General features: G+C 61.6%; 26 protein-coding genes. 6 read left to right on the top strand and 20 right to left on the bottom strand.

Going from position 1 to position 24,477, the window contains the following annotated elements; genetic code table 11:
- Nucleotides 1-56: 56 nt before the first annotated feature.
- The gene (locus tag RSO41_RS11075) at nt 57-1,643 is read left to right on the top strand and encodes a ribonuclease J (RefSeq protein WP_315619157.1); all 1,587 of its coding nucleotides are present in this window, start codon (nt 57-59) and stop codon (nt 1,641-1,643) included.
- Nucleotides 1,644-1,714: 71 nt separating this feature from the next.
- Here RSO41_RS11075 and RSO41_RS11070 read toward each other — a convergent pair whose 3' ends face one another.
- From RSO41_RS11070 to mobA, 6 genes are all read right to left on the bottom strand, one after another.
- On the bottom strand, nt 1,715-2,014 hold the full coding sequence (locus RSO41_RS11070; RefSeq protein WP_315619156.1) for an H-NS family nucleoid-associated regulatory protein: 300 nt from the start codon (nt 2,012-2,014) through the stop codon (nt 1,715-1,717).
- Between the two features lie 252 nt (nt 2,015-2,266).
- Nucleotides 2,267-3,259, bottom strand: coding sequence for a GTP 3',8-cyclase MoaA (moaA, locus tag RSO41_RS11065; protein WP_315619155.1), 993 nt, complete (start codon nt 3,257-3,259; stop codon nt 2,267-2,269).
- Nucleotides 3,256-3,711, bottom strand: a complete 456-nt coding sequence (gene moaE / locus RSO41_RS11060) for a molybdopterin synthase catalytic subunit MoaE (RefSeq protein ID WP_315619154.1) — start codon at nt 3,709-3,711, stop codon at nt 3,256-3,258. Before moaE ends, moaA begins: the two co-directional genes overlap by 4 nt.
- Nucleotides 3,712-3,715: 4 nt before the next feature.
- Nucleotides 3,716-4,525, bottom strand: coding sequence for a cyclic pyranopterin monophosphate synthase MoaC (gene moaC / locus RSO41_RS11055; RefSeq protein ID WP_315619152.1), 810 nt, complete (start codon nt 4,523-4,525; stop codon nt 3,716-3,718).
- Between the two features lie 48 nt (nt 4,526-4,573).
- Nucleotides 4,574-5,152, bottom strand: a complete 579-nt coding sequence (mobB, locus tag RSO41_RS11050) for a molybdopterin-guanine dinucleotide biosynthesis protein B (protein ID WP_315619150.1) — start codon at nt 5,150-5,152, stop codon at nt 4,574-4,576.
- A complete protein-coding gene (gene mobA, locus RSO41_RS11045; protein ID WP_315619149.1) occupies nt 5,149-5,754 on the bottom strand; it encodes a molybdenum cofactor guanylyltransferase MobA in 606 nt (201 codons plus the stop codon). The genes mobB and mobA overlap by 4 nt, the downstream gene beginning before the upstream one ends.
- A 165-nt stretch (nt 5,755-5,919) precedes the next feature.
- Here mobA and RSO41_RS11040 point away from each other — a divergent pair, with 165 nt between their 5' ends.
- Nucleotides 5,920-6,522, top strand: coding sequence for a cupin domain-containing protein (locus RSO41_RS11040; RefSeq protein WP_315619148.1), 603 nt, complete (start codon nt 5,920-5,922; stop codon nt 6,520-6,522).
- A 27-nt stretch (nt 6,523-6,549) separates the two neighbouring features.
- On the opposite strand, the gene RSO41_RS11035 is transcribed toward RSO41_RS11040, so the two are convergent.
- The 14 genes from RSO41_RS11035 to RSO41_RS10970 all read right to left on the bottom strand — a co-directional run bounded on the left by RSO41_RS11035 (nt 6,550) and on the right by RSO41_RS10970 (nt 20,707).
- Nucleotides 6,550-7,785, bottom strand: a complete 1,236-nt coding sequence (locus RSO41_RS11035) for a uracil-xanthine permease family protein (protein WP_315619147.1) — start codon at nt 7,783-7,785, stop codon at nt 6,550-6,552.
- A 150-nt stretch (nt 7,786-7,935) separates the two neighbouring features.
- Nucleotides 7,936-9,567, bottom strand: a complete 1,632-nt coding sequence (locus tag RSO41_RS11030) for a glycerol-3-phosphate dehydrogenase/oxidase (RefSeq protein ID WP_315619146.1) — start codon at nt 9,565-9,567, stop codon at nt 7,936-7,938.
- Nucleotides 9,568-9,712: 145 nt separating this feature from the next.
- On the bottom strand, nt 9,713-11,455 hold the full coding sequence (locus RSO41_RS11025; RefSeq protein ID WP_315619145.1) for an ABC transporter substrate-binding protein: 1,743 nt from the start codon (nt 11,453-11,455) through the stop codon (nt 9,713-9,715).
- Between the two features lie 55 nt (nt 11,456-11,510).
- On the bottom strand, nt 11,511-11,783 hold the full coding sequence (locus RSO41_RS11020) for a DUF2160 domain-containing protein (RefSeq protein WP_275288367.1): 273 nt from the start codon (nt 11,781-11,783) through the stop codon (nt 11,511-11,513).
- A gap of 12 nt (nt 11,784-11,795) precedes the next feature.
- Nucleotides 11,796-12,689 carry a carbohydrate ABC transporter permease gene (locus RSO41_RS11015; RefSeq protein ID WP_315619144.1) on the bottom strand — a complete coding sequence of 298 codons (894 nt, stop codon included), beginning with the start codon at nt 12,687-12,689 and terminating at the stop codon, nt 11,796-11,798.
- Nucleotide 12,690: 1 nt separating this feature from the next.
- Complete coding sequence (locus RSO41_RS11010; RefSeq protein ID WP_315619143.1) at nt 12,691-13,569, bottom strand: sugar ABC transporter permease; 879 nt, start codon at nt 13,567-13,569, stop codon at nt 12,691-12,693.
- The gene (locus RSO41_RS11005; RefSeq protein ID WP_315619142.1) at nt 13,562-14,662 is read right to left on the bottom strand and encodes an ABC transporter ATP-binding protein; all 1,101 of its coding nucleotides are present in this window, start codon (nt 14,660-14,662) and stop codon (nt 13,562-13,564) included. Before RSO41_RS11005 ends, RSO41_RS11010 begins: the two co-directional genes overlap by 8 nt.
- A 1-nt stretch (nt 14,663) precedes the next feature.
- Nucleotides 14,664-15,752: an ABC transporter ATP-binding protein gene (locus tag RSO41_RS11000; RefSeq protein ID WP_315619141.1), complete on the bottom strand. Its 1,089-nt coding sequence runs from the start codon at nt 15,750-15,752 to the stop codon at nt 14,664-14,666.
- A gap of 354 nt (nt 15,753-16,106) precedes the next feature.
- A complete protein-coding gene (gene upp / locus RSO41_RS10995) occupies nt 16,107-16,736 on the bottom strand; it encodes a uracil phosphoribosyltransferase (protein ID WP_315619140.1) in 630 nt (209 codons plus the stop codon).
- Between the two features lie 120 nt (nt 16,737-16,856).
- Nucleotides 16,857-17,540 (bottom strand): uracil-DNA glycosylase, encoded by a 684-nt coding sequence (ung, locus tag RSO41_RS10990; RefSeq protein ID WP_315619139.1) that lies wholly within the window; start codon nt 17,538-17,540, stop codon nt 16,857-16,859.
- Between the two features lie 3 nt (nt 17,541-17,543).
- Complete coding sequence (gene gpt / locus RSO41_RS10985; protein ID WP_315619138.1) at nt 17,544-18,023, bottom strand: xanthine phosphoribosyltransferase; 480 nt, start codon at nt 18,021-18,023, stop codon at nt 17,544-17,546.
- Between the two features lie 7 nt (nt 18,024-18,030).
- Nucleotides 18,031-18,576 (bottom strand): adenine phosphoribosyltransferase, encoded by a 546-nt coding sequence (locus tag RSO41_RS10980; RefSeq protein ID WP_315619137.1) that lies wholly within the window; start codon nt 18,574-18,576, stop codon nt 18,031-18,033.
- A gap of 22 nt (nt 18,577-18,598) precedes the next feature.
- Nucleotides 18,599-19,903 (bottom strand): NCS2 family permease, encoded by a 1,305-nt coding sequence (locus RSO41_RS10975; protein WP_315619136.1) that lies wholly within the window; start codon nt 19,901-19,903, stop codon nt 18,599-18,601.
- A gap of 174 nt (nt 19,904-20,077) precedes the next feature.
- Nucleotides 20,078-20,707: a riboflavin synthase subunit alpha gene (locus RSO41_RS10970; RefSeq protein ID WP_315619135.1), complete on the bottom strand. Its 630-nt coding sequence runs from the start codon at nt 20,705-20,707 to the stop codon at nt 20,078-20,080.
- A gap of 440 nt (nt 20,708-21,147) precedes the next feature.
- Between RSO41_RS10970 and RSO41_RS10965 the strand changes: the two genes are divergently transcribed.
- The 4 genes from RSO41_RS10965 (at nt 21,148) to RSO41_RS10950 (ending at nt 24,296) form a co-directional block, all read left to right on the top strand.
- The gene (locus tag RSO41_RS10965) at nt 21,148-22,206 is read left to right on the top strand and encodes a methionine ABC transporter ATP-binding protein (RefSeq protein ID WP_315619134.1); all 1,059 of its coding nucleotides are present in this window, start codon (nt 21,148-21,150) and stop codon (nt 22,204-22,206) included.
- Nucleotides 22,187-22,840, top strand: a complete 654-nt coding sequence (locus tag RSO41_RS10960) for a methionine ABC transporter permease (protein WP_315619133.1) — start codon at nt 22,187-22,189, stop codon at nt 22,838-22,840. Before RSO41_RS10965 ends, RSO41_RS10960 begins: the two co-directional genes overlap by 20 nt.
- Nucleotides 22,841-22,941: 101 nt before the next feature.
- Nucleotides 22,942-23,736, top strand: a complete 795-nt coding sequence (locus RSO41_RS10955) for a MetQ/NlpA family ABC transporter substrate-binding protein (RefSeq protein ID WP_315619132.1) — start codon at nt 22,942-22,944, stop codon at nt 23,734-23,736.
- A gap of 107 nt (nt 23,737-23,843) precedes the next feature.
- Nucleotides 23,844-24,296, top strand: a complete 453-nt coding sequence (locus tag RSO41_RS10950) for a GAF domain-containing protein (RefSeq protein WP_315619131.1) — start codon at nt 23,844-23,846, stop codon at nt 24,294-24,296.
- Nucleotides 24,297-24,477: the final 181 nt, after the last annotated feature.

The following is a 24,477-nucleotide window of genomic DNA, read 5'->3' as shown; positions in this document are numbered from 1 at the left end:
CCCGCCGCCGCGCACCACTTCATCTTCTCCCACTTGGCGGCTGTGGCGAGATCGGGATGAACCTCACGCTCTATGAACACCGGGACCACTGGATCGCTGTAGACTGCGGCATGATGATTCGCCAGGACTTGCCGGGCGGCCCCCTGCAAGTGCCCGACCTCTCTCCCCTCGACACCCTTGGCATAGCCCCCGAGGCCCTGGTCATCACCCATGGCCACGAGGACCACATCGGTGCCGCCGCCTGGCTATGGCCGCAGTGGGGTTGTCCGATCCATGCCACCCCGCTTGCCGCCGGACTGTTGCGCAGCAAGTTTGCGGAACGTGGTCTGCGCGCCGATGCCATCCATGTCATCGAGCCCGGGGAAGCGATCGAGATCGGCCACTTCACGCTGCGCTACCTGCCCTTGACGCACTCGATCCCGGAAAGCTGTGCCCTGCTGATACAAGCAGGCGAACGCCGCATCCTGCATACCGGTGACTGGAAGCTCGATCCTGCGCCCTTGCTGGGCGCTCCCATCGATGCCGACACCTACCGCGCCATTGCCCCGGTGGATCTGGTCGTCGGTGATTCGACCTGTGCCCCGGAGCCGGGACATTCGCGTAGCGAGAGTGAGGTCGCCGAGGCTCTCGAAGAGGCCATTGCCTCACTCCCCGGACGCGTTGTGGTCAGCTGTTTCGCCAGCAATCTCGACCGAGTTCTGGCAATCGGCCGTGCGGCTGATCGTTGCGGCAGACGCGTCAGCCTGATGGGACGCTCCATGGAGCGCATGGTACGGATCGCCCAGGGGCTCGGCTACCTCGAGGACTTTCCCGCCCTGGTCCCGGTACAAGACCTGGGTTACCTGCCCGCCGAGGAAGTTCTGGTGATTGCCACCGGCAGCCAGGGCGAACCCCGTGCGGCCCTGTCACGCCTGGCAGCAGGACGTCACCCGCATTTCGAGCTGGCCCAGGGCGACAGCGTGATCTTTTCGGCCCGCGCCATCCCCGGCAATGAACGCCTGATCGAGCGCCTCAAGCATGCCTTGAGGCTGGCCGGCGTCACCCTGCTGGATGATACCCACCAACCGGCACTGCATGCGTCGGGTCACCCTTATCAGGATGAACTCCGCACCTTTTACGACTGGATTTCGCCACGCCGTCTACTGCCGGTTCATGGCGAAGCCCGCCACCAGCATGCCCACCAGGCACTCGCGCGCGAGATGTCGATCGAGGCATCTCTGACGCCGCGCAATGGGGATCTGATTCGACTGGATGATCAAGGCCTTCAACTCGAGCGCCATCATCGACTGACGCCACGCATCATCGACCAGGACAGGATCGCCCCGGTCGCCGGGGCAGGCGGCGAAACCAATGCACGCCATGGCCAGCTCTTCCTGGCGATGTCCGTCGCCGTCACCGAAGAGGGATGGACCCGCATCGGGCGGCTCATGCTGGACGACAGTCATGCCAGCCCACTCGATGAGACGGCACTGGCCGACCGCCTCGACGAATGCCTGTGCGACGCTCGAGGCGACTCCCTGGCGGAATTACGGGAAACCCTCTACCCCGACCTGATGGCCTGGCTATCCGACCATCTCCACCGTGTACCCGATGTACACCTCCAGCTGTTCGCCGTGGAGACCCGGGCCACAGTGGTGAAGTAGCGGATTATCCATCGCAGCGGACGGTGCAACAGACGTGATACCCGATACCGGCTCCATCGCTGTCCTGCCCGTCAGGACTTGTCGGCATCCTTGGCGTTCTTCGGCGGACGCCCCCGTTTGCGCTTCGGCTGATCGGGCACCAGGTCATCGATGGAAAGGCCGGCCTCATTGATCTGCTCGCGAATTTCCGCAAGCTTGCGCGCCTTTTGCGCCTCTTCTTCCTGGCGGCGCTTTTCCTCGTCGTTCTTCTGCTCGATAACCTCGCCGATCACCTCAGCCAGTTTGTGCAGTTGTTCCATGCTCAACTGGCGAGCCGCCGCGCGTGCCACATTCTTGTTTCGAGCGATTCGCTCCAGGGTCTGGTTGGACATTACCCCCTCCATGACGAGTTTTGACGTGCAGGAAAAATACTGAACGGATCATTCCTGGAACTCCGGCATGCCCACTCGAGTATCGAGCCTGTGCTGCACAGAGAAATTCAGTTTTTCCCAAAAGCCGTTCAACCGGCCTAAACAAAAGTATATTCGTCAATGCGGGTTTGGCAAGAAAAGCCAGGGAAAATACATCCCTTACCCGGCCATATAAGGGGGACACTCGGACTGAGGAAGGTCCGACGAAAGGTTTCAGCCACCCGTCGTGTTCATGAACCGAACCACTTGTACATCACCGTCGGTGGTGAAGTGATGTCGCTCGGGCTTGAGCGGCATCGCCGCCACAATAGCCTTCTTGAGCTCATCGATATTCCCGGGGTGGCGCCGCAGCACGGCCCTGAGATCGACGGAGTGCTCATTCCCGAGACAAAGCAGGAGGCGCCCTTCTACCGTGACACGCACACGATTGCAGGAGGAACAAAAATTATGGCTGTGCGGCGATATAAAGCCCACGCGACTCTCGCTGTCGGGCATGCGGAAATAACGAGACGGGCCCGGGGTAGTCTCGGTGGTGGGAATCAGATCGTACTTCTGTTCGATCAGCGCCTGAACTTCATCGCTCGAGCAATAGGTTTCGGCACGCGAATGATCGGACACATCACCAAGCGGCATTTCCTCGATGAAGCTGATATCGACCCCCTCACGACGCGCGAAATCGACCAGCGAGGTCACTTCGTCATCATTGCGTCCCTTGAGGATCACGGCATTGAGCTTGATACGCTCGAACCCTGCCTCTCGTGCAGCGCGCATGCCATCGATCACCTTGTTCAGATCGCCGGTCCGCGTCAGACGCCGAAACCGCTCCGGATCCAGGGAGTCGATGCTGATGTTCAAACGCTGAAGTCCGCCCTCGCGAAGACGCGATGCATACTTGCCGAGCCCTGCGCCATTGGTCGTCATGGCGAAGTCCTTGAGACCCGGAAGTGCACCGACATCGGTCACCAGGCGATCGATATCACGCCTGACAAGGGGCTCACCGCCGGTCAGGCGGATCTTCTCCACACCCAGCTCGGTAAAGGCCCTGGCGACCAGGCCGAGCTCCTCGAGGGTCAGCACCTGCTCGCGTGGCAGAAACGTCATCTCCTCGCTCATGCAATATACACAGCGAAAGTCACAGCGATCCGTGACGGAGATGCGCACATAGCTGACCCGTCTACCGAAGTCGTCGATGAGTTCGTCGGTCATGATGATGCCTCCCAACGTCGGGCGTCTCGATGATCGGTCTCGCGTTCCGCAACCCAATAATCACCACTGGCGGTATGCTCCTTTTTCCAGAAAGGAGCTCGCGTCTTGAGATAGTCCATGATGAAATCGCAGGCCTCGAAGGCCGAGCGTCGATGTGCACTGGCCACCAGCACCAGAACGATGGCATCGCCGGGTTCGAGGCGTCCTACACGATGCACCAGCCGCACGTCCTGCAAGGGCCAGCGTGATTCGGCCTCGGCGACGATATCGGTCAGTGCCGACTCGGTCATGCCCGGATAATGCTCGAGACTCAGCGCCTGGACATCGGGGCGTTCGTTGAAATCCCGCACCAGCCCCGTGAAAGCGACGACCGCACCGATATCGCGACGCCCTGCCAGCAGAGCCCGCTGCTCATCACCCGCATCGAAGGATTCTTGTTGTACGCGGATCATTCTGTCAGCCTCCGGTCACCGGGGGGAAGAAGGCGACTTCGTCATCGGCGGTCAATGGTGTGGCACCGCCGGCCATGACCTGATTGACGGCACACAGTACACGACCTTCCTCGAGCCCGGCAAAACGTGCATCCATATCTTTCAGCACCGTCTTGAGCCCATTGATATCGGCACTCTCGAGTCGTTCGAAAGGCACCGCGACCTCGCCGACACCAAGCCGCTCGCGCAACTCCGCCAGACACTTGACGCGTACGCAGGGCTCCCCCAGGTCGCAGCGAACGCCCAGTGACACTTCACCACTGGCGCCCTCTCCCGTCACGATGGGAGCCGACTCGGCCGGCGACGCACGGCGGTAGTCACCGGAAGCGCCGCCACTTTTCTCTTCCAGGCGGATTCCACCGATTTCCATGTCCTTGTCCACTGCCTTGCACATATCGTAGAGCGTCAGACAAGCCACGGAAACCGCCGTCAGCGCCTCCATCTCGACCCCGGTACGACCGTTCAGTCGACAGCTTGCCGTGACCTGCACGCCACCTCCGGTCTCGTCGATACGAAAGTCGACCTCGACCCCGGACAGGGGCAGCGCATGGCAGAGGGGTATCAGTTCATGGGTGCGCTTGGCGGCCTGGATGGCGGCGATGCGCGCGGTCGCCAGGACATCCCCCTTCGGCAGATTGCCCTCGGCCAGCTGCTGCAATGTCGATTGCCGCATATGGATGAAACCCGAGGCGCTGGCTTCCCGGCGACTCTCCGGCTTGTCGGCCACATCGACCATGCGAGCCTCGCCGCGGGCGTTGAGATGGGTCAGGGTCATGGATTCAATGCCTCATGACAGTCACGGTAAAATGGTTGCAGGACGATATCATGTGCGGTCGCTCGTCTCGGCAAGAACCTCGCGCTCGGACGGCCAGCGCGCCGGCCAGGCCGCCACCCAGTCGATCAGAGCGTCGAGATCATCGAGATTCAGGCACTCGACACCGGCCGGCGGCTGCCAGTCCCCCTTGCAGGCCACCGCCCTCACCCAGGGATCGACTGCGGCGCGCGCCGGCTGGCCGAGTTCACTCCGATACAGTTCCAGCTTGGGCAGAGGCCAGGCCTTGAAGCCTTCCACCAGGATCAGGTCGGGCGCCTGCGGGCGCACCATCTCGATCAATTGCGCCAGATCCGCTTCCTCGCGATCCGGCGTTTCCAGCATCATGGCGATTCTGGCGCGGGACGCCACCAGCATCGGTGACGCCCCGGCCTGGCGCAAGCGATGGCTATCCTTGCCCGGCTGATCGACGTCGAAGTCGTGATGCGCATGCTTGATCACCGCCACCCGCAGGCCACGCTGTCGCAAGGCAGGCAGCAACTGCTCGAGCAAGGTCGTCTTGCCCGTGCCGCTCCAGGCCGCGATCCCCAACAAGGCGGGTGATTCGGTCGCGGGCACCCCATCGGTCATGGTGACGTTGACTCCTCGCTGAGCGCATGCGCCAGACGCTGTCGCTCGGCATCGGTGTTGAGATTGGCAAAGGCCCCCGGGCAGTCCGAGACATCGGCCCAGACTCGGTCATGCCGAGCCTGCCAGGCATCGACCTTACGCTCGCCCTCGGCCAGGCAGCGCGCCAGATCGTCGGCCAGGGCGACACGCACCAGAGCCACCACCGGATGCGCCCGCCGGCCGTCATGGGCGACGGCAATGTCGTTCTCACCGACGGCATCGACCAGGCGGGCAACGAGCGAACGGGGCAATGCCGGTGCATCGCACGGCACGACAACCAGCCAGGGAGTGCAAGCGGCACGCAGGCCACTGTAAAGCCCCATCAGCGGTCCTTGATAGCCGGGCTCGATATCCTCGACGACGCGATCGGCCAGTGCCGCATAGGCATCATGGTGCCGATTGGCAGTGATCAGCAACTCACTCACATGCTCGCGCAGCACACCGACGGCATGAGCCGCCAGGGGACGATCGAGAAAGGGCTCCAGCCCCTTGTCGCATCCCCTCATGCGGCTTCCCCGACCACCGGCCAGCACCAGGCCGGTCAGGTCGTCGCGACGGATCATGACGTCTCCTGCGTTCGGTAATACTATCGCCATGATGCCTCACCCAGCGACTCGGTGCCATGGCTCCGGGACGTCGGCATTTCCCGAGGGACGTCCAAACGGGTATCATTCGTCAAGAATTTTCCACAATGCAGGACGGCAACCACGCCGCTTACAGGACACAGGATGGAAGAAGGATTCGACGTCGGGGCACGTCTGCGTCAGCTTCGACAGGAACGGAACCTCTCGCAGCGCGAACTCGCCAAGCGAGCCCAGGTCACCAACAGCACCATCTCGCTGATCGAGCAGAACAGCGTCAGCCCCTCGGTCAGCTCCCTGAAGAAAATACTCGACGCCATGCCGGTGTCGATCAACGCCTTTTTCGCCGGTGACGAGCCCAGCCACCCTCGCCCCTTCTACAAGGCCGACGAGCTCACCGAGATCGGCGATGGCATGCTCTCATGGCGACTGGTGGCCGCACGCCGCCCCGACCGGCGCATGTCGGTGCTGCATGAGCGCTACCCGCCCGGCGCCGACAGCGGCGAGGACATGCTCGAACATGACGGCGAAGAAGGTGGCGTGGTCATCGCCGGCAGTATCGAGATCACCGTCAACGGCGAGGTAGGGATCCTGTCGGCCGGAGATGCCTATTATTTCGACTCTCGCCTGCCGCATCGCTTCCGCAATGTCGGCGACGCCGAATGCGTGATCGTCAGCGCCAACACCCCGCCCTCCTTCTCGGATGGCGGCGAGGTGCTGCATCACGGCCAGGCTGGCACCGAGGGTTGAGCCCTTCTCCTCCCTGCCCCCTTCACATCAGGTATCGGGGTCGTTGGGCAGCACCCAGTTGAGCCCGATGCCGACCAGCGCCGCGAGGCTCACACCCTGCAGGGTGAACTGGCCGTCACCGAACTGCATGCCCCCGATGCCGAATACCAGGATCAGCGATACCACTACCAGGTTCCGCGAGGCGGTCAAAGCACTGCCAGCCCTCACCAGGGTATTCATGCCGACCACGGCGATGGAGCCGAACAACAGCGTCATGATACCGCCCATCACCGGCGCCGGGATGGTCTGCAGCAAGGCTCCCAGCTTGCCGAGGAAGGACAGCACGATGGCGATGACGGCGGTGACCAGCATAATGCGCGGGTTGAAGGCTCGCGTCAGGGTCACCGCGCCGGTCACCTCGGAGTAGGTAGTATTGGGCGGACCACCGAACAGCGCCGCCGTGCAGGTCGCCAGGCCATCACCCAGCAGGGTGCGATGCAGGCCCGGCTTTTCGAGATAATGGCGGCGCGTCACCGACCCGATGGCGACCATGTCGCCGATGTGCTCCACCGCCGGCGCGATGGCGACCGGGATCATGAACAGCACCGCCGCCCAGTGGAAGGTCGGCGCCGTGAACTCGGGCAACGCCAGCCATGCCGCCTCGTGCACCGGCGTGAAATCCACCACACCCATCACCATCGACAGCGCATAGCCAGTCACGATGCCGCCCATGATCGGCACCAGGCGAATCAGCCCCCGGCCGAAGACCGCCAGCACCAGGGTCACCAGAAGGCTCGCCATGGACAGGGTGATGGCCTGCCCGTAACCGATGGCATCACTGGTCTCGCCGGTGGCCATGTCGACTGCCACCGGCGCCAGCGCCAGCCCGATGACCATGATCACCGGTCCCACCACCACTGGCGGCAGCAGGCGATGCAACCAGGCGGTACCCTTGAGTCTCACCAGTTGGGAGATCAGGACATAGACCAGGCCGGCCGCCAGCATGCCGCCCAGGGTGGCGGGAATACCGAAGCTTTCCACCGAACTCTGGATGGGCGCGATGAAGGCAAAGGACGAGGCCAGAAACACCGGCACGCTGACGCCCGTCACGGCATGGAAGACCAGGGTACCGACACCGGCGGTGAACAGCGCCACATTGGGGTCCAGCCCGGTGAGCAGCGGCACGAGCACCAGGGCGCCGAAGGCCACGAACAGCATCTGCGCCCCCACCAGCAGGGTACGCATCGGGGTATCGGTCGGCATGGCCGCCGTGTCGTCGGTCATGGTAGGAAGCTCCTGGCATCGAAAGGAATGGACGGACGGGCGGCATTCTAGCAACCCCGATCGTTAAGGAAACACTGCTTAAATCGCAGTCACCCCGCGTCAGACGCAGGGCAGTCGGAACACCCAAGACACGGACGCCCTGGCACTGGATCAGACAGAGTCAGCGGCGGTCTCCCCCGTCTCGACCGACCAGTACTCCGCCAGCCGCTGCTCCGCCTCATCACCGAACAATATCTCGCAGGCCTCCCGCAGCCCCGGCGAATCACGCAAGACGCTCTGCGAGACGACCAGCGAGACTTTGGAGCGACGCCTGAGGAAGTCCTCTAGCCTGGTCACCATTTCACAGCGCCTGGTCAGCTTCAGTTCACCACGCAGATATTCCGTGCCTTCGATGAGCACTTCCGCCTGTCGCGGATCCTGACGAATGTCCTCGAGCAGCTCCAGTGCGCGGGTGCCATAGCGCCGCCACAGGCGTGTGCTGAGCGGCTCCATGGCTTCGGCGCTGGTCATCGCATCCAGCCCCATGAGCCGTGCTTGATGCATGAAGTCCTCACGGACCGATGCTTCGGGCTCGCCGTACCACCGGAAGTCCGGCTGTGGAATCTCGACACCGAGCTGACTGACCGCCTCGACGACCTCCTCACCGACATTCAGGCAATCGGTCAACTTGCCGCCGAAGATGCTCAGGTGGCCATTCTCGTGGTCGATGTCGATGGCATGCTTGCGCGACAGATTGAGAAAATCGCGGTCACTGCCACCGCTGGGCTTGACGGCCAGGGGGCGTACGCCACAACGCGTGGCGATGATGTCGTCCGGATCGAGCGGAACCGGCAGTTCGAGCCGCGTATTGATATTGTCGAGCACAAAGCGAATGTCCTCTTCCGTCACCTCCACCTCGGGCGTTTCCACTCGTGTGTCGGTGGTACCGATACATGTCCTTGGCCCCATGGGAATGACGAAGAACAGCCGACCATCGTCGGCGAAGAACGCCAACACGCGCTTGTTCTCGGTCAGCCGCGGCACAATGAGGTGAATGCCCTTCGAAAAGACATGATGATGATCGGTCTGCTGCCCCGAGAGGCGATTGTGCTGATCGACCCAAGGGCCGGCAGCGTTGATCAGCACTCTGGAACGAATCTCGAAGGTACGGCCGTCGATTCGATCCCTGACGCTGGTGACCCAGAGACCATCCTCGCGACGCGAGCCCAACGACTCGACATAATTGGCCGCCATGGCGCCGAAATCCAGCGCACCCCGCACGAAGCTGAAGACGAAACGGGCGTCATTGTCGTACAGATAGGCATCGGAGTATTCAAAGCCACCCCGGGCATTTCGGGTATTGATGATGGGTTCACGCGCCTTGATCCCGGCGGGACGCAGGAAGTTCGGCATCCGCGTAAAGGCACTGCCCATCAGCCAGTACAGCCAGGTTCCCGCCCAGGGATATAGAGGGTGATGACGAAAGCCCTTGTTGATGGTGGTCAAGAAGCGAATTTCCTGAACCGTGGATGGGTAGCTTCTGATCAAGTGGTTGCGGCTCTTGCAAAGCTTGCGCACCAGCGTGAAATCGCCGCTTTCCATGTACTTGATGCCGCCCCATACCAGGTTGGAGGAATGCATGCTGGTACTGCCGGCGAAATCTCCGCGATCGATCAAGGCCACCCTGGCCCCCTTGCCGCTCAACGCAGCGGCGGCCGAGGCCCCATTGATGCCGCCCCCGATGACCAGAACGTCGAAGGTCTGACCGGGAAGCTTGCCGATGTTGCTCTGTCTGAGTTGCATGTCTGGCCCTTTTTCAAAGCAAAAGGCCCCACTCGGTATGCACCGAGCGGGGCCTGGTCCCGTTCAGGCTACCGGTTACACGATCTTGAACTGCCCCGGGAGTGCCCGGGGCAACGGCGAGCGGATCAGATGCTCCGCCCATTCATCATTCGCGAGAACCGGCGGCCATCCACGCCTCCATCATGTCGTCATAGGGAACCGTCGTGCCCTGCGGCATCTCGTTATCCAGCTTCGGCTTCGGCGACCCCGGCTGGTCGAGCCAGTACTGGGGATCACGCTCGTCGTTCAGGCTCGGAGAATAGGTATCGAAGACCTTGGCGCGCGCCAGGCGTGCCATGATGCTGTCGAGATCCCCGGCCAGATTGTCGAGCGCTTCTTGAGGCGTGATCTCGCCATTGACGGCCGGTGCCAGATTCTGCCACCACAGCGGCGCCATGCGCGGATAGTCCGGCACGTTGGTGGAGGACGGGGTCCAGTTGGATTCGTTCGGGCTGCGATAGAATTCCACCAGACCGCCGAGCTTGGGCGCCATCTCGGTCATCTGCTCGGAGAAAACGTCAGACTCGCGAATCGGCGTGAGGCCCTCCATGAGCTTCTCCAGGGACACCGTCTTGGAAACGGTGAACTGGGCAAACAGCCAGGCAGCCGTACGACGGTCTTCTGGCGTCGAGTCGAAGAAGGTCCAGGCCCCCACGTCCTGATAACCGACCTTCATGCCGTCTTCCCAGTAAGGCCCTGTCGGTGACGGCGCCATGCGCCACTTCGGGTTGCCCTCCTCGTCGGTCACCGGGAGTTCGGGGTCCGTCATATCTGCCGTGAAGGCGGTATACCAGAACATCTGCTGAGCGACATTGCCTTGAGCCGGTACCGGACCGGCTTCGCCAAAGGTCATGCCGCTGGCCTCGGGCGGCGCATACTTGTCGAGCCAATCGACCATCTTGGTGACGGCGAATACTGAGGCAGGCGAATTGGTGGCCCCGCCGCGAGACACGCTGGCCCCGACCGGCTGGCTCTTCTCGTTGACGCGAATCCCCCAGTCGTCCACCGGATTGCCGAACGGCACACCGGGGCTGCCCATGCCGGCCATGGAGAGCCAGGAGTCATGGAAGCGCCAGCCCAGCGAAGGATCGCGACGCCCGTAATCCATGTGGCCATAGACCGTCTCGCCATCAATCTCGCCAACATGCTCGGTGAAGAACTCGGCGATGTCTTCGTAGGCGGTCCAGTTGGTCGGCACCCCCAGGTCATAGCCATAGAGCTCACGGAACTGCTTCTGCAGGTCTTCACGCTGGAACCAGTCGTAGCGGAACCAGTAGAGGTTGGCGAACTGCTGAGTCGGCAATTGATAGACACTGCCATCCGGACCGGTGCCATACTGCAGGCCGATGAAGTCATCGAGATCCAGGGTCGGCAGGGTATAGTCGGCCCACTCGTTTTCCATGGCCTTGGAAATATTGACGGTGGTGCCATAGCGAATATGGGTACCGATGGCATCGGAATCGTTGACATATCCATCGTAGATATTGCGACCCGATTGCATCTGGGTCTGCATGTTGTTGACGACATCACCTTCGCCGATGATGTTGTGCGTCACCTCGATACCCGTCAGCTCGCTGAACGCCTCGGCCAGCACATCCCGCTCATAGATATGCGTGGTCAGGCCCTCGGCGACGGTATTGATTTCCATGCCCCGAAAGGGTTCGGCCGCGTTGGCGAACCACATCAGCTCCTCGATCTGCTCCTCGCGGGACAGCGTCGAGTCCTGGAAGTGTTCATCGACCAGACGCTCGGCGATGGCACGAGCATCATCATTGTCGGCGTGCAGGGCACCGCTTGCCAGCATCACACCGGCAGCCAGTAGAGAGAGTCGCATTGTTCTCGCTTTCATGTTGACCTCTTTGGTTGTTGTCGTCCGTCCCTGGACATTCGGCTCCATGCGTTTGTCAGCCCCAGCGCATCAGGATCAGCAGCCAGAGCACCGATGCGCCCAGCGCCAGCCAGATGCTGAGCGGGGTAAAACCCACCACCACCAAGTGGATATAGGCAGCGGAGAGCAGTCCGATGAAGAAACGATCGCCGCGGGTGGTCGAGATCGGCAGGAAGCCCTTGCGCTCGATCGTCGGCGAGATGACTTCCCAGGCCGTCATGCCGGCCAGCATGGCCGCGATGGCGGCGAAGAAGACCGTGGTGGGCGTGGTCCAGACCATCCATTCCATGTCAGGTCCTCCTCAGGTGCGGCCCAGGGCGAAGCCCTTGGCAATGTGATTGCGAACGAAATAGACCACCACGATGCCCGGCAGAATCGTCAAGGTCCCCGCAGCGGCCAGGGCTCCCCAGTCGATTCCCGAGGCCCCCTTGGTCTGCGTCATGACCGAGGCGATGGGCTGGGCATCGGTCGAGGTCAACGTGCTGGCCAGCAGCAGTTCGACCCAGGAGAACATGAACAGGAAGAACAGCGTCACGCCGATCCCCGAGCTGATCATGGGAATGAAGATCTTCACGAAGAATCGAGGAAAGCTGTAACCGTCGATGAAGGCGGTCTCGTCGATCTCCTTGGGTACACCGCTCATGAACCCCTCGAGGATCCACACGGCCAGCGGAATATTGAACAGGCAATGGGCCAGCGCAACCGCCACATGGGTATCGAAGAGTCCAACGGTGTAATAGAGCTGAAAGTACGGCAGCAGAAAGACGGCCGGCGGCGCCATCAGGTTGGTCAATAGCCAGAAGAACAGATGCTTGTCCCCGATGAACTGATAGCGACTGAACGCATAGGCGGCCGGCAGTGCCACCACGATGCTGATCAGCATGTTCATCAGCACATAGATGATCGAGTTCACGTACCCCATGTACCAGCTGGATTCGGTCAGAATCTTGGCGTAGTGCTCGACAGTGAAGTTCTCGGGCCACAGGGTCAGCCCACCGAGAATTTCGGTGTTGGACTGAAATGACATGTTGAGCAACCAGTAGATCGGCAACAGCACGAACACGATATAGGCTGCCATCAGTCCCCGACGGCGCCACTGCCGGGAGGCCGGTCGGGCCTGGCGACGACGCCGATTATCGACAGCCGCGGCACGCTGGCGTACGGCATCGGGAGTCGTGGGCGATGAATGACTCATGTCATGCCTCCTTGTTGTCGTCTTTCTGCATGTTCATGATCGCGGTGTAGAACACCCAGGTGACCAGCAGGATGATCAGGAAATAGATCAACGAGAATGCTGCCGAGGGCCCCAGATCCTGCTGACCGATGGCCATGGTCGTCAGCGACTGGCTGAGGAAGGTGGTGGAACTGCCGGGGCCTCCCCCCGTTAGTACGAAGGGCTCGGCGTAGATCATGAAAGAGTGCATGAAGCGCAGCAGCACCCCGATCACCAGCACATTGGTGAGCTTGGGCAACTGGATGTAACGGAAGACCGCCCACTTCGAGGCACGATCGATACGCGCCGCTTGATAATAGGCATCGGGAATCGAGCGCAGACCGCTGTAGCAGAGCAGTGCGATCAGCGGCGTCCAGTGCCAGACATCCATCAGGATGATGGTCGCCCAGGCATCCACCGGACTCGCCGTAATGTTGTAGCCATAGCCGAGCTCACGCAGGCTCCAGCCCATCAGGCCAATATCGCCACGGGTGAAGATCTGCCAGATGCTGCCCACCACGTTCCAGGGAATCAGCAGCGGCATAGTGACCAGAATCAATACCGCCGAGGCCTGCCACCCTTTCTTGGGCATCAGCAGGGCAATGCCGATCCCCAGCGGCACTTCGATGGCCAGCACGGTCAGCGAGAAAGCGAACTGGCGCAGCACGGCCGCTTGCAGGGCCGGATCATTGAGCATCTCCTTGAACCATTCGGTGCCCGTGAAAAATCGCGTGTGGGCATCGAAGACGTCCTGCACCGAATAGTTCACCACCGTCATCAGCGGAATGACTGCCGAGAAAGCGACCAACAGCAGCATCGGCAGGATCAGCCACCAGGCCCGGTTGTTGTAGACTTTATTCATGGTCGATCTCCACGCGGAATTCGTCGACGTAAAGGCCGAGGTGCTCGTCGGGGAAGCGCAGCCAGGCTTGCCCCGTCGGCGTCGCCTGGTCTTCTTCGATACGGGCCTTGAGCGAAATATTGCCAAGCGTCAGATAGACGATCGAATAGGTCCCCAGGTCCTGAGCGTGATCCACTTGAGCCGGCATTCCCCCGTCCACCGGCTCGGCATGCACCTCGATGAATTCGGGCCGGATTCCCAGCTTGATGTTGGATGAGCTCGCTCGCGTCACGGCATCGTGGACGCCCTGCCCGACCGCCAGCTCCGTATCACCTGTCATCACGGCCCCATCACGCGCCGTGACATCAAGGAAGTTCATCCCCGGGCTGCCGATGAAGTAGCCGACGAAGGTGTGATTCGGCGTCTCGAACAGCTCCCTGGGCGTACCGAACTGCACCACCTGTCCCTCGTACATCACGGCGATCTTGTCGGCGAAGGTGGAAGCTTCGAGCTGGTCGTGCGTCACATAGACCATGGTGATCTGGAAGCGCTGGTGGATCTCCTTGAGCTTGCGCCGCAGCTTCCACTTGAGTTGCGGATCGATAACGGTCAACGGCTCGTCGAACAGGATCGCCGAGACGTCGTCACGCACCAGGCCACGCCCCATGGAGACCTTCTGCTTCTCGTCGGCGGTCAGGTTCTTGGCCTTGCGCTTGAGCTGAGAGGTGAGCTCCAGCACGTCCGCCACTTCCATGACGCGCTCGTGGACGCGCGTCTCGGGCGTTTTCACATTGCGCAGCGGGAAGGCGAGGTTGTCATAGACCGTCATGGTGTCGTAGATGACGGGGAACTGAAAAACCTGCGCGATATTGCGTGCCTCGGGCGGCAAGGCATTGACCACTTCCCCGTCGAACAGCACCTCACCACTGGAGGGTTCGAGCAGGCCGGAAATGATGTTGAGCAACGTCGACTTGCCGCAACCCGAGGGCCCGAGCAGCGCATAGGCGCCCCCTTGATGCCAGACATGGTCCATCTCACGGATGGCATAGTCCTCGGGCGACCGGGGATCGGGCAGGTAAGTGTGGGCCAGCGACTTCAGGGTAATCTCTGCCATGTCAGATCCCCCCCAGATGTTCCGGTATATGCACCACCGCACCCTGGCGATCGAAGGCATAGACCTTGTGAGTCGGGAAGTAGAGGGTCACGGGCTCATCGACACGAAACTCATGAACGCCCTCCAGATGTACCGTCATGTGAAAGAGGTCGTTGTGCACATGCAGGAACGTCTCGGAACCGCTGATTTCCGCGAGATCGACGATCATGTTGACCTCGATGTCATCCTCGGCACGAGGCGTCAGGGAGATATGCGACGCACGGATGCCGAAACGGTACTCCCCCGGTGACAAGCCACTCAGATCATCGTTGACGGGGAAATGCAGCGTCTCGTCGAAGGACACCCTGGACGCCGTGATGACCCCTTTCACGATATTGATCGGGGGCTCGGAGAACATCTCCGCACTCAGGATGTCGCTCGGACGATGGTAGACGTCCTCGGTTCGGCCATACTGGAGCAGGCGCCCTTCGTGCAGCACCGCCGTGTTACCGCCCAGCGCCAGTGCCTCGGCAGGCTCGGTAGTGGCATAGACGGCAATGCAGTTACGCTCGCTGAAGACGGCCCGCAGCTCCTCGCGAAACTCCTCGCGAAGCTTGTAGTCCAGGTTGACCAGTGGCTCGTCGAAGAGCACCACATCGGCATCCTTCACCAGAGCCCGCCCCATGGCGGTACGCTGCTGTTGACCACCGGACAGCTCCAGCGGCTGACGATCGAGCAGGTGCTCGATATGCAACATCTCGGCGATACTCCGCACCCGACGATCGATCTCGGCGCGCCCGATCTTGGCCAGCTTCAGCGGCGAGGCGATGTTGTCGTAGACGGTCAGGCTGGGATAATTGATGAACTGCTGATAGACCATCGACACATTGCGATGGCGCACGGAACGGCCGGTCACATCTTGACCATCCATCAGGACCCGCCCACGGGTCGGCGTGTCGAGTCCCGCCATCAACCGCATCAGCGTGGTCTTGCCGGCAAGTGTCCGGCCCAGCAGGACATTGAACGATCCGGGCTCGAGGGTCAGGTTCATATCGGCGATATGCGTCTCGCCACCGACCACCCGATCGATGTTTTCTAGGATCAATGACATACGGATCTCGGCTGTTCTTTGTTATGCGGTCACGCTTGGTGCGCGCGTAGCCTCACGTTAGCCGAGATTCGATTTCTGACACAAATGTAGTTTAGCGAAAATACAGCACCGATGAGCGAAAATACGTCAATATTTTAAATAACCAATTGATTTTTATATATTTTTATAAGGGTTCATACTTTTGTCTATAGATATCAGGCCGCCAGGGAGAAAGATCGCCACCGGGTGATACCTGACCGTTTTTTTCGATTTCGAACATTAAAAAAGGCCGTTTCAAACGGCCCTTTCGTCATTGCCTTCCCGGTACGACCCGTCACCCTTTTCGAGGGCAACATGCCCTGTCGATGCCTGGGCTCAACGCGTACCGAAGATCTTGTCTCCTGCATCCCCCAGGCCCGGCACGATGTAGCCATTCTCGTCGAGGTGGTCGTCCACCGAGGCCGTGTAGATTTCGATATCGGGATAGTCTTGCTGCACACGTTCGATGCCTTCCGGCGCCGCCACCAGCACGATCACCTTCATGTGCTTGCAGCCCCGGTCACGCAGCATGTCCAGGGTCGCCACCATCGAGCCGCCGGTCGCCAGCATCGGGTCGATGACGATGGCCATGCGCTCATCCAGGTCACCGACGAACTTCGAGAAGTACGGCACCGGCTGAAGCGTCTCCTCATCGCGGTACAGACCCACCACACTGACCCTGGCGCTGGGAATCAGGTCGGTCACCCCTTCCAGCATGCCGAGACCGGCGCGCAGAATCGGCACGATGGTCACCTTCTTGCCCTTTAGCTGATTGACGGCAATCGGCTCGCCACTCCAGCCCGGAATGTCCTGCGACTCCAGCTCGAGATCCTGTGTCGCCTCGTAGGTGAGCAGCTTGGCCACCTCGCCGGCCAGTTCACGAAAGCTCTTGGTACTGATGCCGGCTTCGCGCATCAGCCCCAGCTTGTGCTGGACGAGGGGATGTTGAATGGCGTGAACACTCATGGGCGGGAACCTCTTCGGCGGCGATAGGGTCGATGGCGGCCTTTGTCGCATGGAGCATGCGCAAATTGCGCGCCATTCTACCCGCATCCCGCGTTGAGGTTAAGCTGGCAATCCCAGGCCTCAGGGTTGCTGAGGCAGTTGCCAATCGATCGTCGTGCGCCCCTGCTCGGCGAGAAAGGCATTGGCCCTCGAGAAATGCCGATTGCCGAAGAACCCTCGATGGGCCGACAGCGGCGAGGGATGAGGCGACTCGAGCACCAGATGGCGGCTGGTGTCCACCAACGCCTTTTTCTTGCGCGCATGACTGCCCCAGAGCAGAAACACCGTGGGGCCGGCATGTTCATTGACCGTGGCAATGGCGCGATCGGTGAACGTCTCCCAGCCTTTCCCCCGATGGGAACCGGCATTGCCCTGCTCCACCGTCAGTGAGGTGTTCAGCAACAGAACACCCTGTCGCGCCCAGCTCTCCAAAAAGCCATGGTTGACGGGCTGACACCCCACATCGGCGGCCAGTTCCTTGTAGATGTTGACCAGCGAAGGCGGCACCTGCACGCCAGGCCGGACCGAGAAGCACAGGCCATGCGCCTGGTTCGGACCGTGATAGGGATCCTGCCCGAGAATCACGACCCGTACATCATCCAGAGGCGTCAGCTCGAAGGCGCGAAACCAGTTCGACGAATGCGGGTAAATGACCTTGCGTTCGGCTTTTTCACCGGCGAGAAAGTCACGCAATGCCTGCATATAGGGCGCCTGAAACTCGGCACCCAGCCATTGTCGCCAGCTATCGGGCAGCGGAATATCCATGAGTCACCGCTTGATCTGATCCGCCAGGGGTTCGACATAGGCCACCCCCATGTCCCAGGGAAACTGGATCCAGCAATTCTGGGCGACTTCCGTCAGGTACTGGTCCACCAGGGGGCGCCCTTCGGGCTTGGCGTAGACCGTGACGAAGTGTGCCTTGGGCAGCATCTCACGGACCCGCCGTGCCGTCTTGCCGGTATCGACCAGGTCGTCGACCAGCAGCCAGCCCTCTCCATCATGCTCGACGCCTTTCATGACCTCGAGGCCCCCCTGATCCATATGGTCATAACTCTTGATGCAGACCGTATCGATCAAGCGAACATTGAGCTCTCGGGCGAACAACGCGGCGGGAATCAATCCCCCTCGGGTGATGGCGACGATCCCCTTGAAGTCGCGTTCGACGAGCCGATGGCTGAGTTCACGCACGTCCCGGTGCAGTTGATCCCAGGAAACGGTGAAATGCTGATGATAACGATGAGTGCTCATGACCGGCTCACTCGTCCTCGGTGAAGGAACAGACCGCGAAGACACCGAAACCGGCATCACGAATGCGTTGGGCACCGCCCAGGTCCGGCAGGTCAACGATCGTTGACGTCTCGACCACCAGACCACCGCTACGGGTGATCAGCTTGGCTGCCGCCAGCATGGTGCCACCGGTGGCGATCAGATCGTCCACGAGCAGGATACGATCGCCCTCTCGGAAGGCATCGGAATGCAGTTCCACTTCGGCTTCGCCATACTCGAGCGTATAGGTCTCGCTGACGGTCTTGAACGGCAGTTTACCCTTCTTTCGCACCGGCACGAAACTGCACCCCAGCTCATAGGCCAGTGGCGCGCCGACGATGAAACCTCGTGCATCGATAGCGGCAATGGCGTCGAGGTCCATCTCCTGGTAGCGATGCACGAAGCTGTCGACCAGTTTGCGAAACGCCGCACTGTTCTGCAGCAGCGGCGTGATATCCCGGAAATTGACGCCGGGCTGGGGCCAGTCGGGAACGGTGCGGATCACGGACTTGATGTAGTCGCCGTAGATGCTCATCACGAATCTCAGTCGGTAAGTGTCAGTCGAGGAACAGGAACTTGGCGGCGAAAATCAGCGCCAGCACCACCACAGCGGGGTTCAGGTCCTTGAAACGACCTGAAAGCGCCTTGATGGCCACAAAGCTGATGAAGCCAAGCGCGATGCCCTCGGCAATCGAGAAAGTCAGCGGCATGGCCAGCGCGGCGATCAGCACGGGAGCCGCCTCGGTGGCATCGTCCCAGTCGGCGTGGGCCAGACTGCCGGCCATCAGTACCGCCACATAAAGCAGTGCGCCGGCCGTGGCATAGGCGGGAATCGACCCGGCCAACGGCGAAAAGAACAGGCTGATCAAGAAAAGCGCAGCCACCACCACGGCGGTGAGCCCGGTGCGTCCGCCGGACGCGATACCGGCCGTGGATTCGATATAGCTGGTCGTCGTGGAGGTCCCCAGCACGGCGCCGGCCATGGAGGCACTACTGTCGGCCATCATGGCACGCCCGATGCGCGGCAGCTTGCCGTTCTCGTCGAGCAGCCCTCCACGGTGAGCCACCCCGACCAGGGTGCCGGAGGTATCGAACAGGTCGACGAACAGGAAAGCGAACACCACGCTGAACATCGCCACGTCCAGTGCGCCGGCGATATCCAGTGCCATCAGGGTCGGTGCGATGGACGGCGGCATGGACATTACCCCGCCGAACTCGTTATGGCCCAGCAGGATGGCCAGAATGGTCACGCCGAGAATGCCGATCATCACCGCTCCGGTCACGCGGAGATACGCCAGGGCCGTGATCACGAAGAAACCCAGCAGCGCATAGAGCGCCGAAGGCTCGGAGAGATCCCCCAGGGCCACATAGGTGGCCTCGTTGGATACCACGATACCGGCATTCTTCAGGGCGATCATCGCCAGGAACAGGCCGATACCCGCGGCGATGCCGAGCCGCAACGACATAGGAATCGAATTGATGATCCACTCGCGGATGCGAAAGATACTGAGCAGGAAGAAGGTGAAGCCGGACAGGAACACCGCTCCCAGGGCGGTTTCCCAGCTGTACCCCATGCCCATTACCACGCCATAGGTGAAAAAGGCATTGAGTCCCATGCCCGGTGCCTGGGCAATTGGGTAGTTGGCCCACAGCCCCATGATCAGACACCCGATGGCCGCCGCCACGCAGGTCGCCACGAACACCGCACCATAATCCATCCCCGACTCCGAGAGAATGCTCGGGTTGACGAAAATGATGTAGGCCATGGTCAGAAAGGTGGTGATACCGGCGATCACCTCGGTCTTCACATCGGTGCCATGTTCGGCAAGCTTGAAATGGTCATCTATCAGGCGTTTCAACATGGGATGCGTCCTTCGCGCGGGGACATCGTGCGTCCGGGGTGCGAGAAAAGCCGCACATGGTAGCGGATGGCGCCCCGTGATGCGAGGCACCGCCCACCAGCACGGCACATGACTTTTATATAAGCGGCTTCCGGTTCAAAGTGCCACCCCGTTCACCAACGCAGTCTGAACGACTCAAGGGTAGCGTTCGGCCATGACGCGCTCGACCGTCTCGACGATAGCCTGAGTCTGGGGGTCGACCTCGAGATTGACGCGATCTCCCGGCACACGCTCGCTCAACACCGTACGCGCCAGTGTCTCCGGAATCAGGTCCACGCAGAAGCAGGTCCCGCTACCATCGGTGCCAGGCCGCACCTCGCCGATGGTCAGGCTGGCGCCGTCCACACCGATGTAGCCCTTGTCGAACAAAAAGCGCGCAAGCTGTTCGGGGGGCGCGAACCACAGTCGACGATTATTCGGGGCCTCCTCGATTTCCACCAGCTCGGCCATCCCCATGACATGGCCCGACATGGCATGCCCACCGATCTCGTCGCCGAAGCGCGCCGCGCGTTCGATATTGACCCGCCCCCCGACGTCGAGATCGCCCAGATTCGTCACCCTCAGGGTCTCGCGCATCAGGTCGAAGCCGACGCGCTCCCCGTCGATGGATGTCACCGTCAGGCAGGCGCCGTTGTGCGCCACCGAGGCGCCGATTTCCAGACCGTGACGCAGCGCCTCCGGCAGCCGCAGCACATGAGTCCGAAAGGCCTCGGCCTCTTCGATGGCCACCACCTCGGCGGTCCCCTGGACGATACCCGTGAACATGACGAATCCTCACAATTTGAGCCAATGCCGAACGACGATAAGGCGGCCAGTCTATGAAAACCGCCCAGTCGGCGTCCACGTCACCACCTTGCGCCACCTTTTCCGTTCTTGCCAGGCGACCCCTCAGAGCCATAAATATTACTTCAAAACGAAATTAAATAGTCTTTTTTACTGCTTTCAGGTCTCGTCGCTACCGAACTCGCCCAGAGTATTTGACAAACGACCGTATGAGGCATAGGATTTCGCGCTACATTTCGTAGGCGCCGATTTGTACCCGGATTGCGGGCGCCGACGACGCGGCGGCATGTCCGGCGCGTCGTGAAATGCAGCTAAAAGGGTGTGTCCAGCGTTGATGGCCACCCGTCAGGGTGGCCTTTTTTTGGCCTCCCGAACCTGCCCGCCCGCTCCGCGACCCTGCGGCGCCACCTCTGGTGGCCCAGATGATCCGACTGCAGAACGTTTCCAAGACCTATTTCCCCACGAGCAAGCGCCGAAATGCCCGGGGCGTCGAAGCCCTCAAGGCGGTCGACCTGCATGTCCCCCAGGGGCAGATTCATGGCGTGATCGGCCTGTCCGGCGCCGGCAAGTCAACCCTGATCCGTTGCGTCAACCTGCTCGAGCGACCTACCACCGGCACGGTCACCGTGGACGGCCAGGAACTCACCGAGCTGTCCGGCGACGCCCTCAACCAGGCGCGCCATCGTATCGGCATGATCTTCCAGCACTTCAACCTGCTGACGTCACGCACCGTATACGACAATATCGCCCTGCCCCTGGAGCTCATGGGGATGAAACGCCGCGATATTCGCGAGCGAATCACGCCGCTGCTCGAGCTGGTCGGTCTGGACGACAAGGCACGCCAGTATCCGGCCCAGCTTTCAGGCGGTCAGAAGCAGCGCGTGGCCATCGCCCGTGCGCTGGCCAGTCGCCCCCGAGTGTTGCTCTGCGACGAGGCCACCTCGGCACTCGATCCCCACACAACGGGCGCCATTCTCGAACTGCTGCGCGATATCAACCAGAAGCTCGGCCTGACCATCCTGCTGATCACCCATGAGATGGAAGTGGTCAAGTCGATCTGCCACCGTGTCAGCCTGATTTCCGAGGGAGAACTGGTGGAAGAAGCCGATGTCGGCGACTTTTTCACCTCGCCGGCCACCCAGTTGGGGCGCGATTTTCTCAACGACTTCCTCGAACTCGACCCCCCAGCCGCGCTGATCGAGCGCCTCGAGGAAACCCCAGGGGAGCACAGCCACCCGGTCGTGCGACTGGCGTTCTCCGGCGACGCCGTCTCCACGCCCCTGATCTCGCGACTGGCCCGGGAGTGCGGTGTCGATGTCAGCATTCTTCAGGCCAAGGTGGAATCGATCCAGGATCGCACCCTGGGACTGATGATCGCCGAACTGATGGGCGATGCGCAGGATACGCGCCGCGCCCTCGACTATCTGCGAAACCACGACCTGCAAGTGGAGGTGCTCGGCCATGTCCAGCGCGATGATTAACCTGATTCTCGAGGCCACTCTGGACACGCTCTACATGGTGGCCGTGTCCGGCCTGATCGCCGCAGCACTCGGTATTCCACTGGGCGTCATGCTCTATGTCACGCGGCCACGCCAGATACTCGCCCAGCCAGTGCTCAACGGGGTACTGGGCGTCATCACCAATATCGGCCGCTCGATTCCCTTCATCATCCTGATGGTGGCCATCATTCCGTTCACCCGCACCCTGGTCGGCTCATCAATCGGCACCAACGCGGCCGCCGTCCCGCTGACCATCGCCGCCATTCCCTTCATTGCCCGACTGGTGGAAGGTGCACTGAACGAGATTCCGCCCGGACTCGTCGAAGCTGCCCAGTCCATGGGCGCCACCCCTTGGCAGATCATTACTCGGGTACTGCTGCCCGAGGCGCGTGGCGGCATCTTCACCGCGTTGACGGTGACCATCGTCACCCTGGTCAGCTACTCTGCCATGGCCGGCGCGGTAGGCGGCGGCGGGCTTGGCGACCTGGGCATCCGCTACGGCTACAATCGCTTCAATCCCACCATCATGCTGATCACCGTGGCGATCCTGGTGATCATGGTCCAGGGGTTCCAGAGCCTCGGCGACTACCTGGTACGCAAGAGCGACCATAAATGATGCGCCACGGCTCTTGATAACCAGAAAGAATTACACATAACCTGGTTATTCCAATAACATAAACAACGAGCTCACGATTTCCTCGAAGGGAGACAACTTACATGCGCAACATCCTGATCGGCGGCCTCGCCGCCTCCGCCCTCACCCTGGCAATCGGCCAGGCCAGCGCCGACGAGCACGGCATCAAGGTCGGCACTGTCGCTGGCCCGGAAACCGAGGTCATGCAGGTGGCGGCGGATATCGCCGAACGCAAGCACGGTCTGGACGTCGAGATCATCGAGTTCACCGACTATGTGACGCCCAATGCCGCCCTGGCCGACGGCAGCCTGGATGCCAACGCCTATCAGCATGAACCCTACATGCAGTCGATGGTCGAGGATCGCGGCTATGACTTCGCCATCGCCGGGCGCACCTTCGTCTATCCGATCGGCGCCTACTCGGAGAAGTACGACAGCATCGATGCTCTGCCGGACGGGGCTACCATTGCCCTGCCCAATGACCCGTCCAACGAAGGACGCTCCCTCATCCTGCTGCACAACGAGGGCCTGATCACGCTGGACGACCCGGAAAACCTCGAAGCCACGCCACTGGATGTGGTCGAGAACCCCCATGACTTCGAGTTCCGCGAGATCGAGGCCGCACAGCTTCCCCGGGTGCTGCCCGACGTGGACATGGCCTTCATCAACAACACCTTCGCCCAGCCGGCCGGCCTGACCCTGGACGACGCCCTGATCAAGGAAGGCCCGGAATCGCCCTACGTCAACATCATCGCCGTACGTGCCGGTGACGAGGACAAGGAAAGCATTCAGCAGCTGGTCGACGCCTATCAGAGCGACGAAGTGGAAACCAAGGCCGAGGAACTGTTCGGGGCCCAGGCGGTACCCGGCTGGAAGTAAGGGGAACCGTCCGGCGACTGCGCTCGCAGCAGATATCCGGAATCCTCTCGGTATCAAGAAGTCCGGGGCCGGCCACTGAGCCGGCCCCTCGCGTTGGAGAAGCCACCATGACCGACTACGCCCTTCTCGCCCGGCAACTGGACGCCCTGCTGGATACGCCTGACTGGCTGACCAACAGCGCCCAGACCTGTGCGCTGATCATGCAGGAAGTGCCCGACCTCAACTGGGCAGGCTTCTACCTCCAGCGCCAGCCGGAGCAGCTCCATCTGGGGCCCTTTCAGGGTAAACCGGCCTGCCACCCCATCCCCTTCGACAAGGGAGTATGCGGCGCGGCAGCCCGGACCCGACAGACCCAGCGCATCGATGACGTCCATGCCATCGCCGACCATATTGCCTGCGACAGCGCCTCCCAGGCCGAACTGGTCGTGCCTGTCGTCGTCGATGGGCGTCTGTGGGGTGTCCTGGATCTCGACAGCCCCAAGCCCGGCCGTTTCTCCGCAGACGATCAGGCGGGCATCGAAGCGCTGATCGAGGTGTTCATCGCGCGCACAAGGTTCTGAACCACCCTGACGCCCCGGGAGCCGACCGTGGCGTCGGGGCATCCCCGAAGCCGCCCGACGCCCCCAGTGGCGCGACAGATACGGGTATATGGACAAGGGCGCGTGGAGCCCTCTCGCACGAGACTCGCGCACAGAAAAGCCCCGTGACAGCAAGGCTGCCACGGGGCTTTTGGGATCTGGT

The sequence above is a fragment of the Halomonas sp. I1 genome (assembly GCF_032334135.1).
GTDB lineage: Bacteria > Pseudomonadota > Gammaproteobacteria > Pseudomonadales > Halomonadaceae > Halomonas.
This window is presented reverse-complemented; position numbering and strand designations above follow the sequence as displayed.

What these genes read in the sequence shown, in the direction of transcription:
- RSO41_RS11035 (WP_315619147.1), bottom strand. Translation starts at nt 7,785, where the DNA reads ATGACCGACGACACGGCGGCCATGCCGACCGATACCCCGATGCGTACC.
- RSO41_RS11040 (WP_315619148.1), top strand. Translation starts at nt 5,920, where the DNA reads ATGGAAGAAGGATTCGACGTCGGGGCACGTCTGCGTCAGCTTCGACAG.
- gpt (WP_315619138.1), bottom strand. Translation starts at nt 18,023, where the DNA reads ATGAGCACTCATCGTTATCATCAGCATTTCACCGTTTCCTGGGATCAA.
- RSO41_RS10950 (WP_315619131.1), top strand. Translation starts at nt 23,844, where the DNA reads ATGACCGACTACGCCCTTCTCGCCCGGCAACTGGACGCCCTGCTGGAT.
- RSO41_RS10980 (WP_315619137.1), bottom strand. Translation starts at nt 18,576, where the DNA reads ATGAGCATCTACGGCGACTACATCAAGTCCGTGATCCGCACCGTTCCC.
- RSO41_RS11070 (WP_315619156.1), bottom strand. Translation starts at nt 2,014, where the DNA reads ATGTCCAACCAGACCCTGGAGCGAATCGCTCGAAACAAGAATGTGGCA.
- upp (WP_315619140.1), bottom strand. Translation starts at nt 16,736, where the DNA reads ATGAGTGTTCACGCCATTCAACATCCCCTCGTCCAGCACAAGCTGGGG.
- RSO41_RS11010 (WP_315619143.1), bottom strand. Translation starts at nt 13,569, where the DNA reads ATGAATAAAGTCTACAACAACCGGGCCTGGTGGCTGATCCTGCCGATG.
- RSO41_RS10960 (WP_315619133.1), top strand. Translation starts at nt 22,187, where the DNA reads ATGTCCAGCGCGATGATTAACCTGATTCTCGAGGCCACTCTGGACACG.
- mobB (WP_315619150.1), bottom strand. Translation starts at nt 5,152, where the DNA reads ATGACCGATGGGGTGCCCGCGACCGAATCACCCGCCTTGTTGGGGATC.
- RSO41_RS10955 (WP_315619132.1), top strand. Translation starts at nt 22,942, where the DNA reads ATGCGCAACATCCTGATCGGCGGCCTCGCCGCCTCCGCCCTCACCCTG.
- RSO41_RS10970 (WP_315619135.1), bottom strand. Translation starts at nt 20,707, where the DNA reads ATGTTCACGGGTATCGTCCAGGGGACCGCCGAGGTGGTGGCCATCGAA.
- RSO41_RS11075 (WP_315619157.1), top strand. Translation starts at nt 57, where the DNA reads ATGAACCTCACGCTCTATGAACACCGGGACCACTGGATCGCTGTAGAC.
- moaE (WP_315619154.1), bottom strand. Translation starts at nt 3,711, where the DNA reads ATGATCCGCGTACAACAAGAATCCTTCGATGCGGGTGATGAGCAGCGG.
- RSO41_RS10965 (WP_315619134.1), top strand. Translation starts at nt 21,148, where the DNA reads ATGATCCGACTGCAGAACGTTTCCAAGACCTATTTCCCCACGAGCAAG.
- moaC (WP_315619152.1), bottom strand. Translation starts at nt 4,525, where the DNA reads ATGACCCTGACCCATCTCAACGCCCGCGGCGAGGCTCGCATGGTCGAT.
- RSO41_RS11025 (WP_315619145.1), bottom strand. Translation starts at nt 11,455, where the DNA reads ATGAAAGCGAGAACAATGCGACTCTCTCTACTGGCTGCCGGTGTGATG.
- RSO41_RS11005 (WP_315619142.1), bottom strand. Translation starts at nt 14,662, where the DNA reads ATGGCAGAGATTACCCTGAAGTCGCTGGCCCACACTTACCTGCCCGAT.
- RSO41_RS11020 (WP_275288367.1), bottom strand. Translation starts at nt 11,783, where the DNA reads ATGGAATGGATGGTCTGGACCACGCCCACCACGGTCTTCTTCGCCGCC.
- mobA (WP_315619149.1), bottom strand. Translation starts at nt 5,754, where the DNA reads ATGATCCGTCGCGACGACCTGACCGGCCTGGTGCTGGCCGGTGGTCGG.
- ung (WP_315619139.1), bottom strand. Translation starts at nt 17,540, where the DNA reads ATGGATATTCCGCTGCCCGATAGCTGGCGACAATGGCTGGGTGCCGAG.
- RSO41_RS11030 (WP_315619146.1), bottom strand. Translation starts at nt 9,567, where the DNA reads ATGCAACTCAGACAGAGCAACATCGGCAAGCTTCCCGGTCAGACCTTC.
- RSO41_RS11000 (WP_315619141.1), bottom strand. Translation starts at nt 15,752, where the DNA reads ATGTCATTGATCCTAGAAAACATCGATCGGGTGGTCGGTGGCGAGACG.
- RSO41_RS11015 (WP_315619144.1), bottom strand. Translation starts at nt 12,689, where the DNA reads ATGAGTCATTCATCGCCCACGACTCCCGATGCCGTACGCCAGCGTGCC.
- RSO41_RS10975 (WP_315619136.1), bottom strand. Translation starts at nt 19,903, where the DNA reads ATGTTGAAACGCCTGATAGATGACCATTTCAAGCTTGCCGAACATGGC.
- moaA (WP_315619155.1), bottom strand. Translation starts at nt 3,259, where the DNA reads ATGACCGACGAACTCATCGACGACTTCGGTAGACGGGTCAGCTATGTG.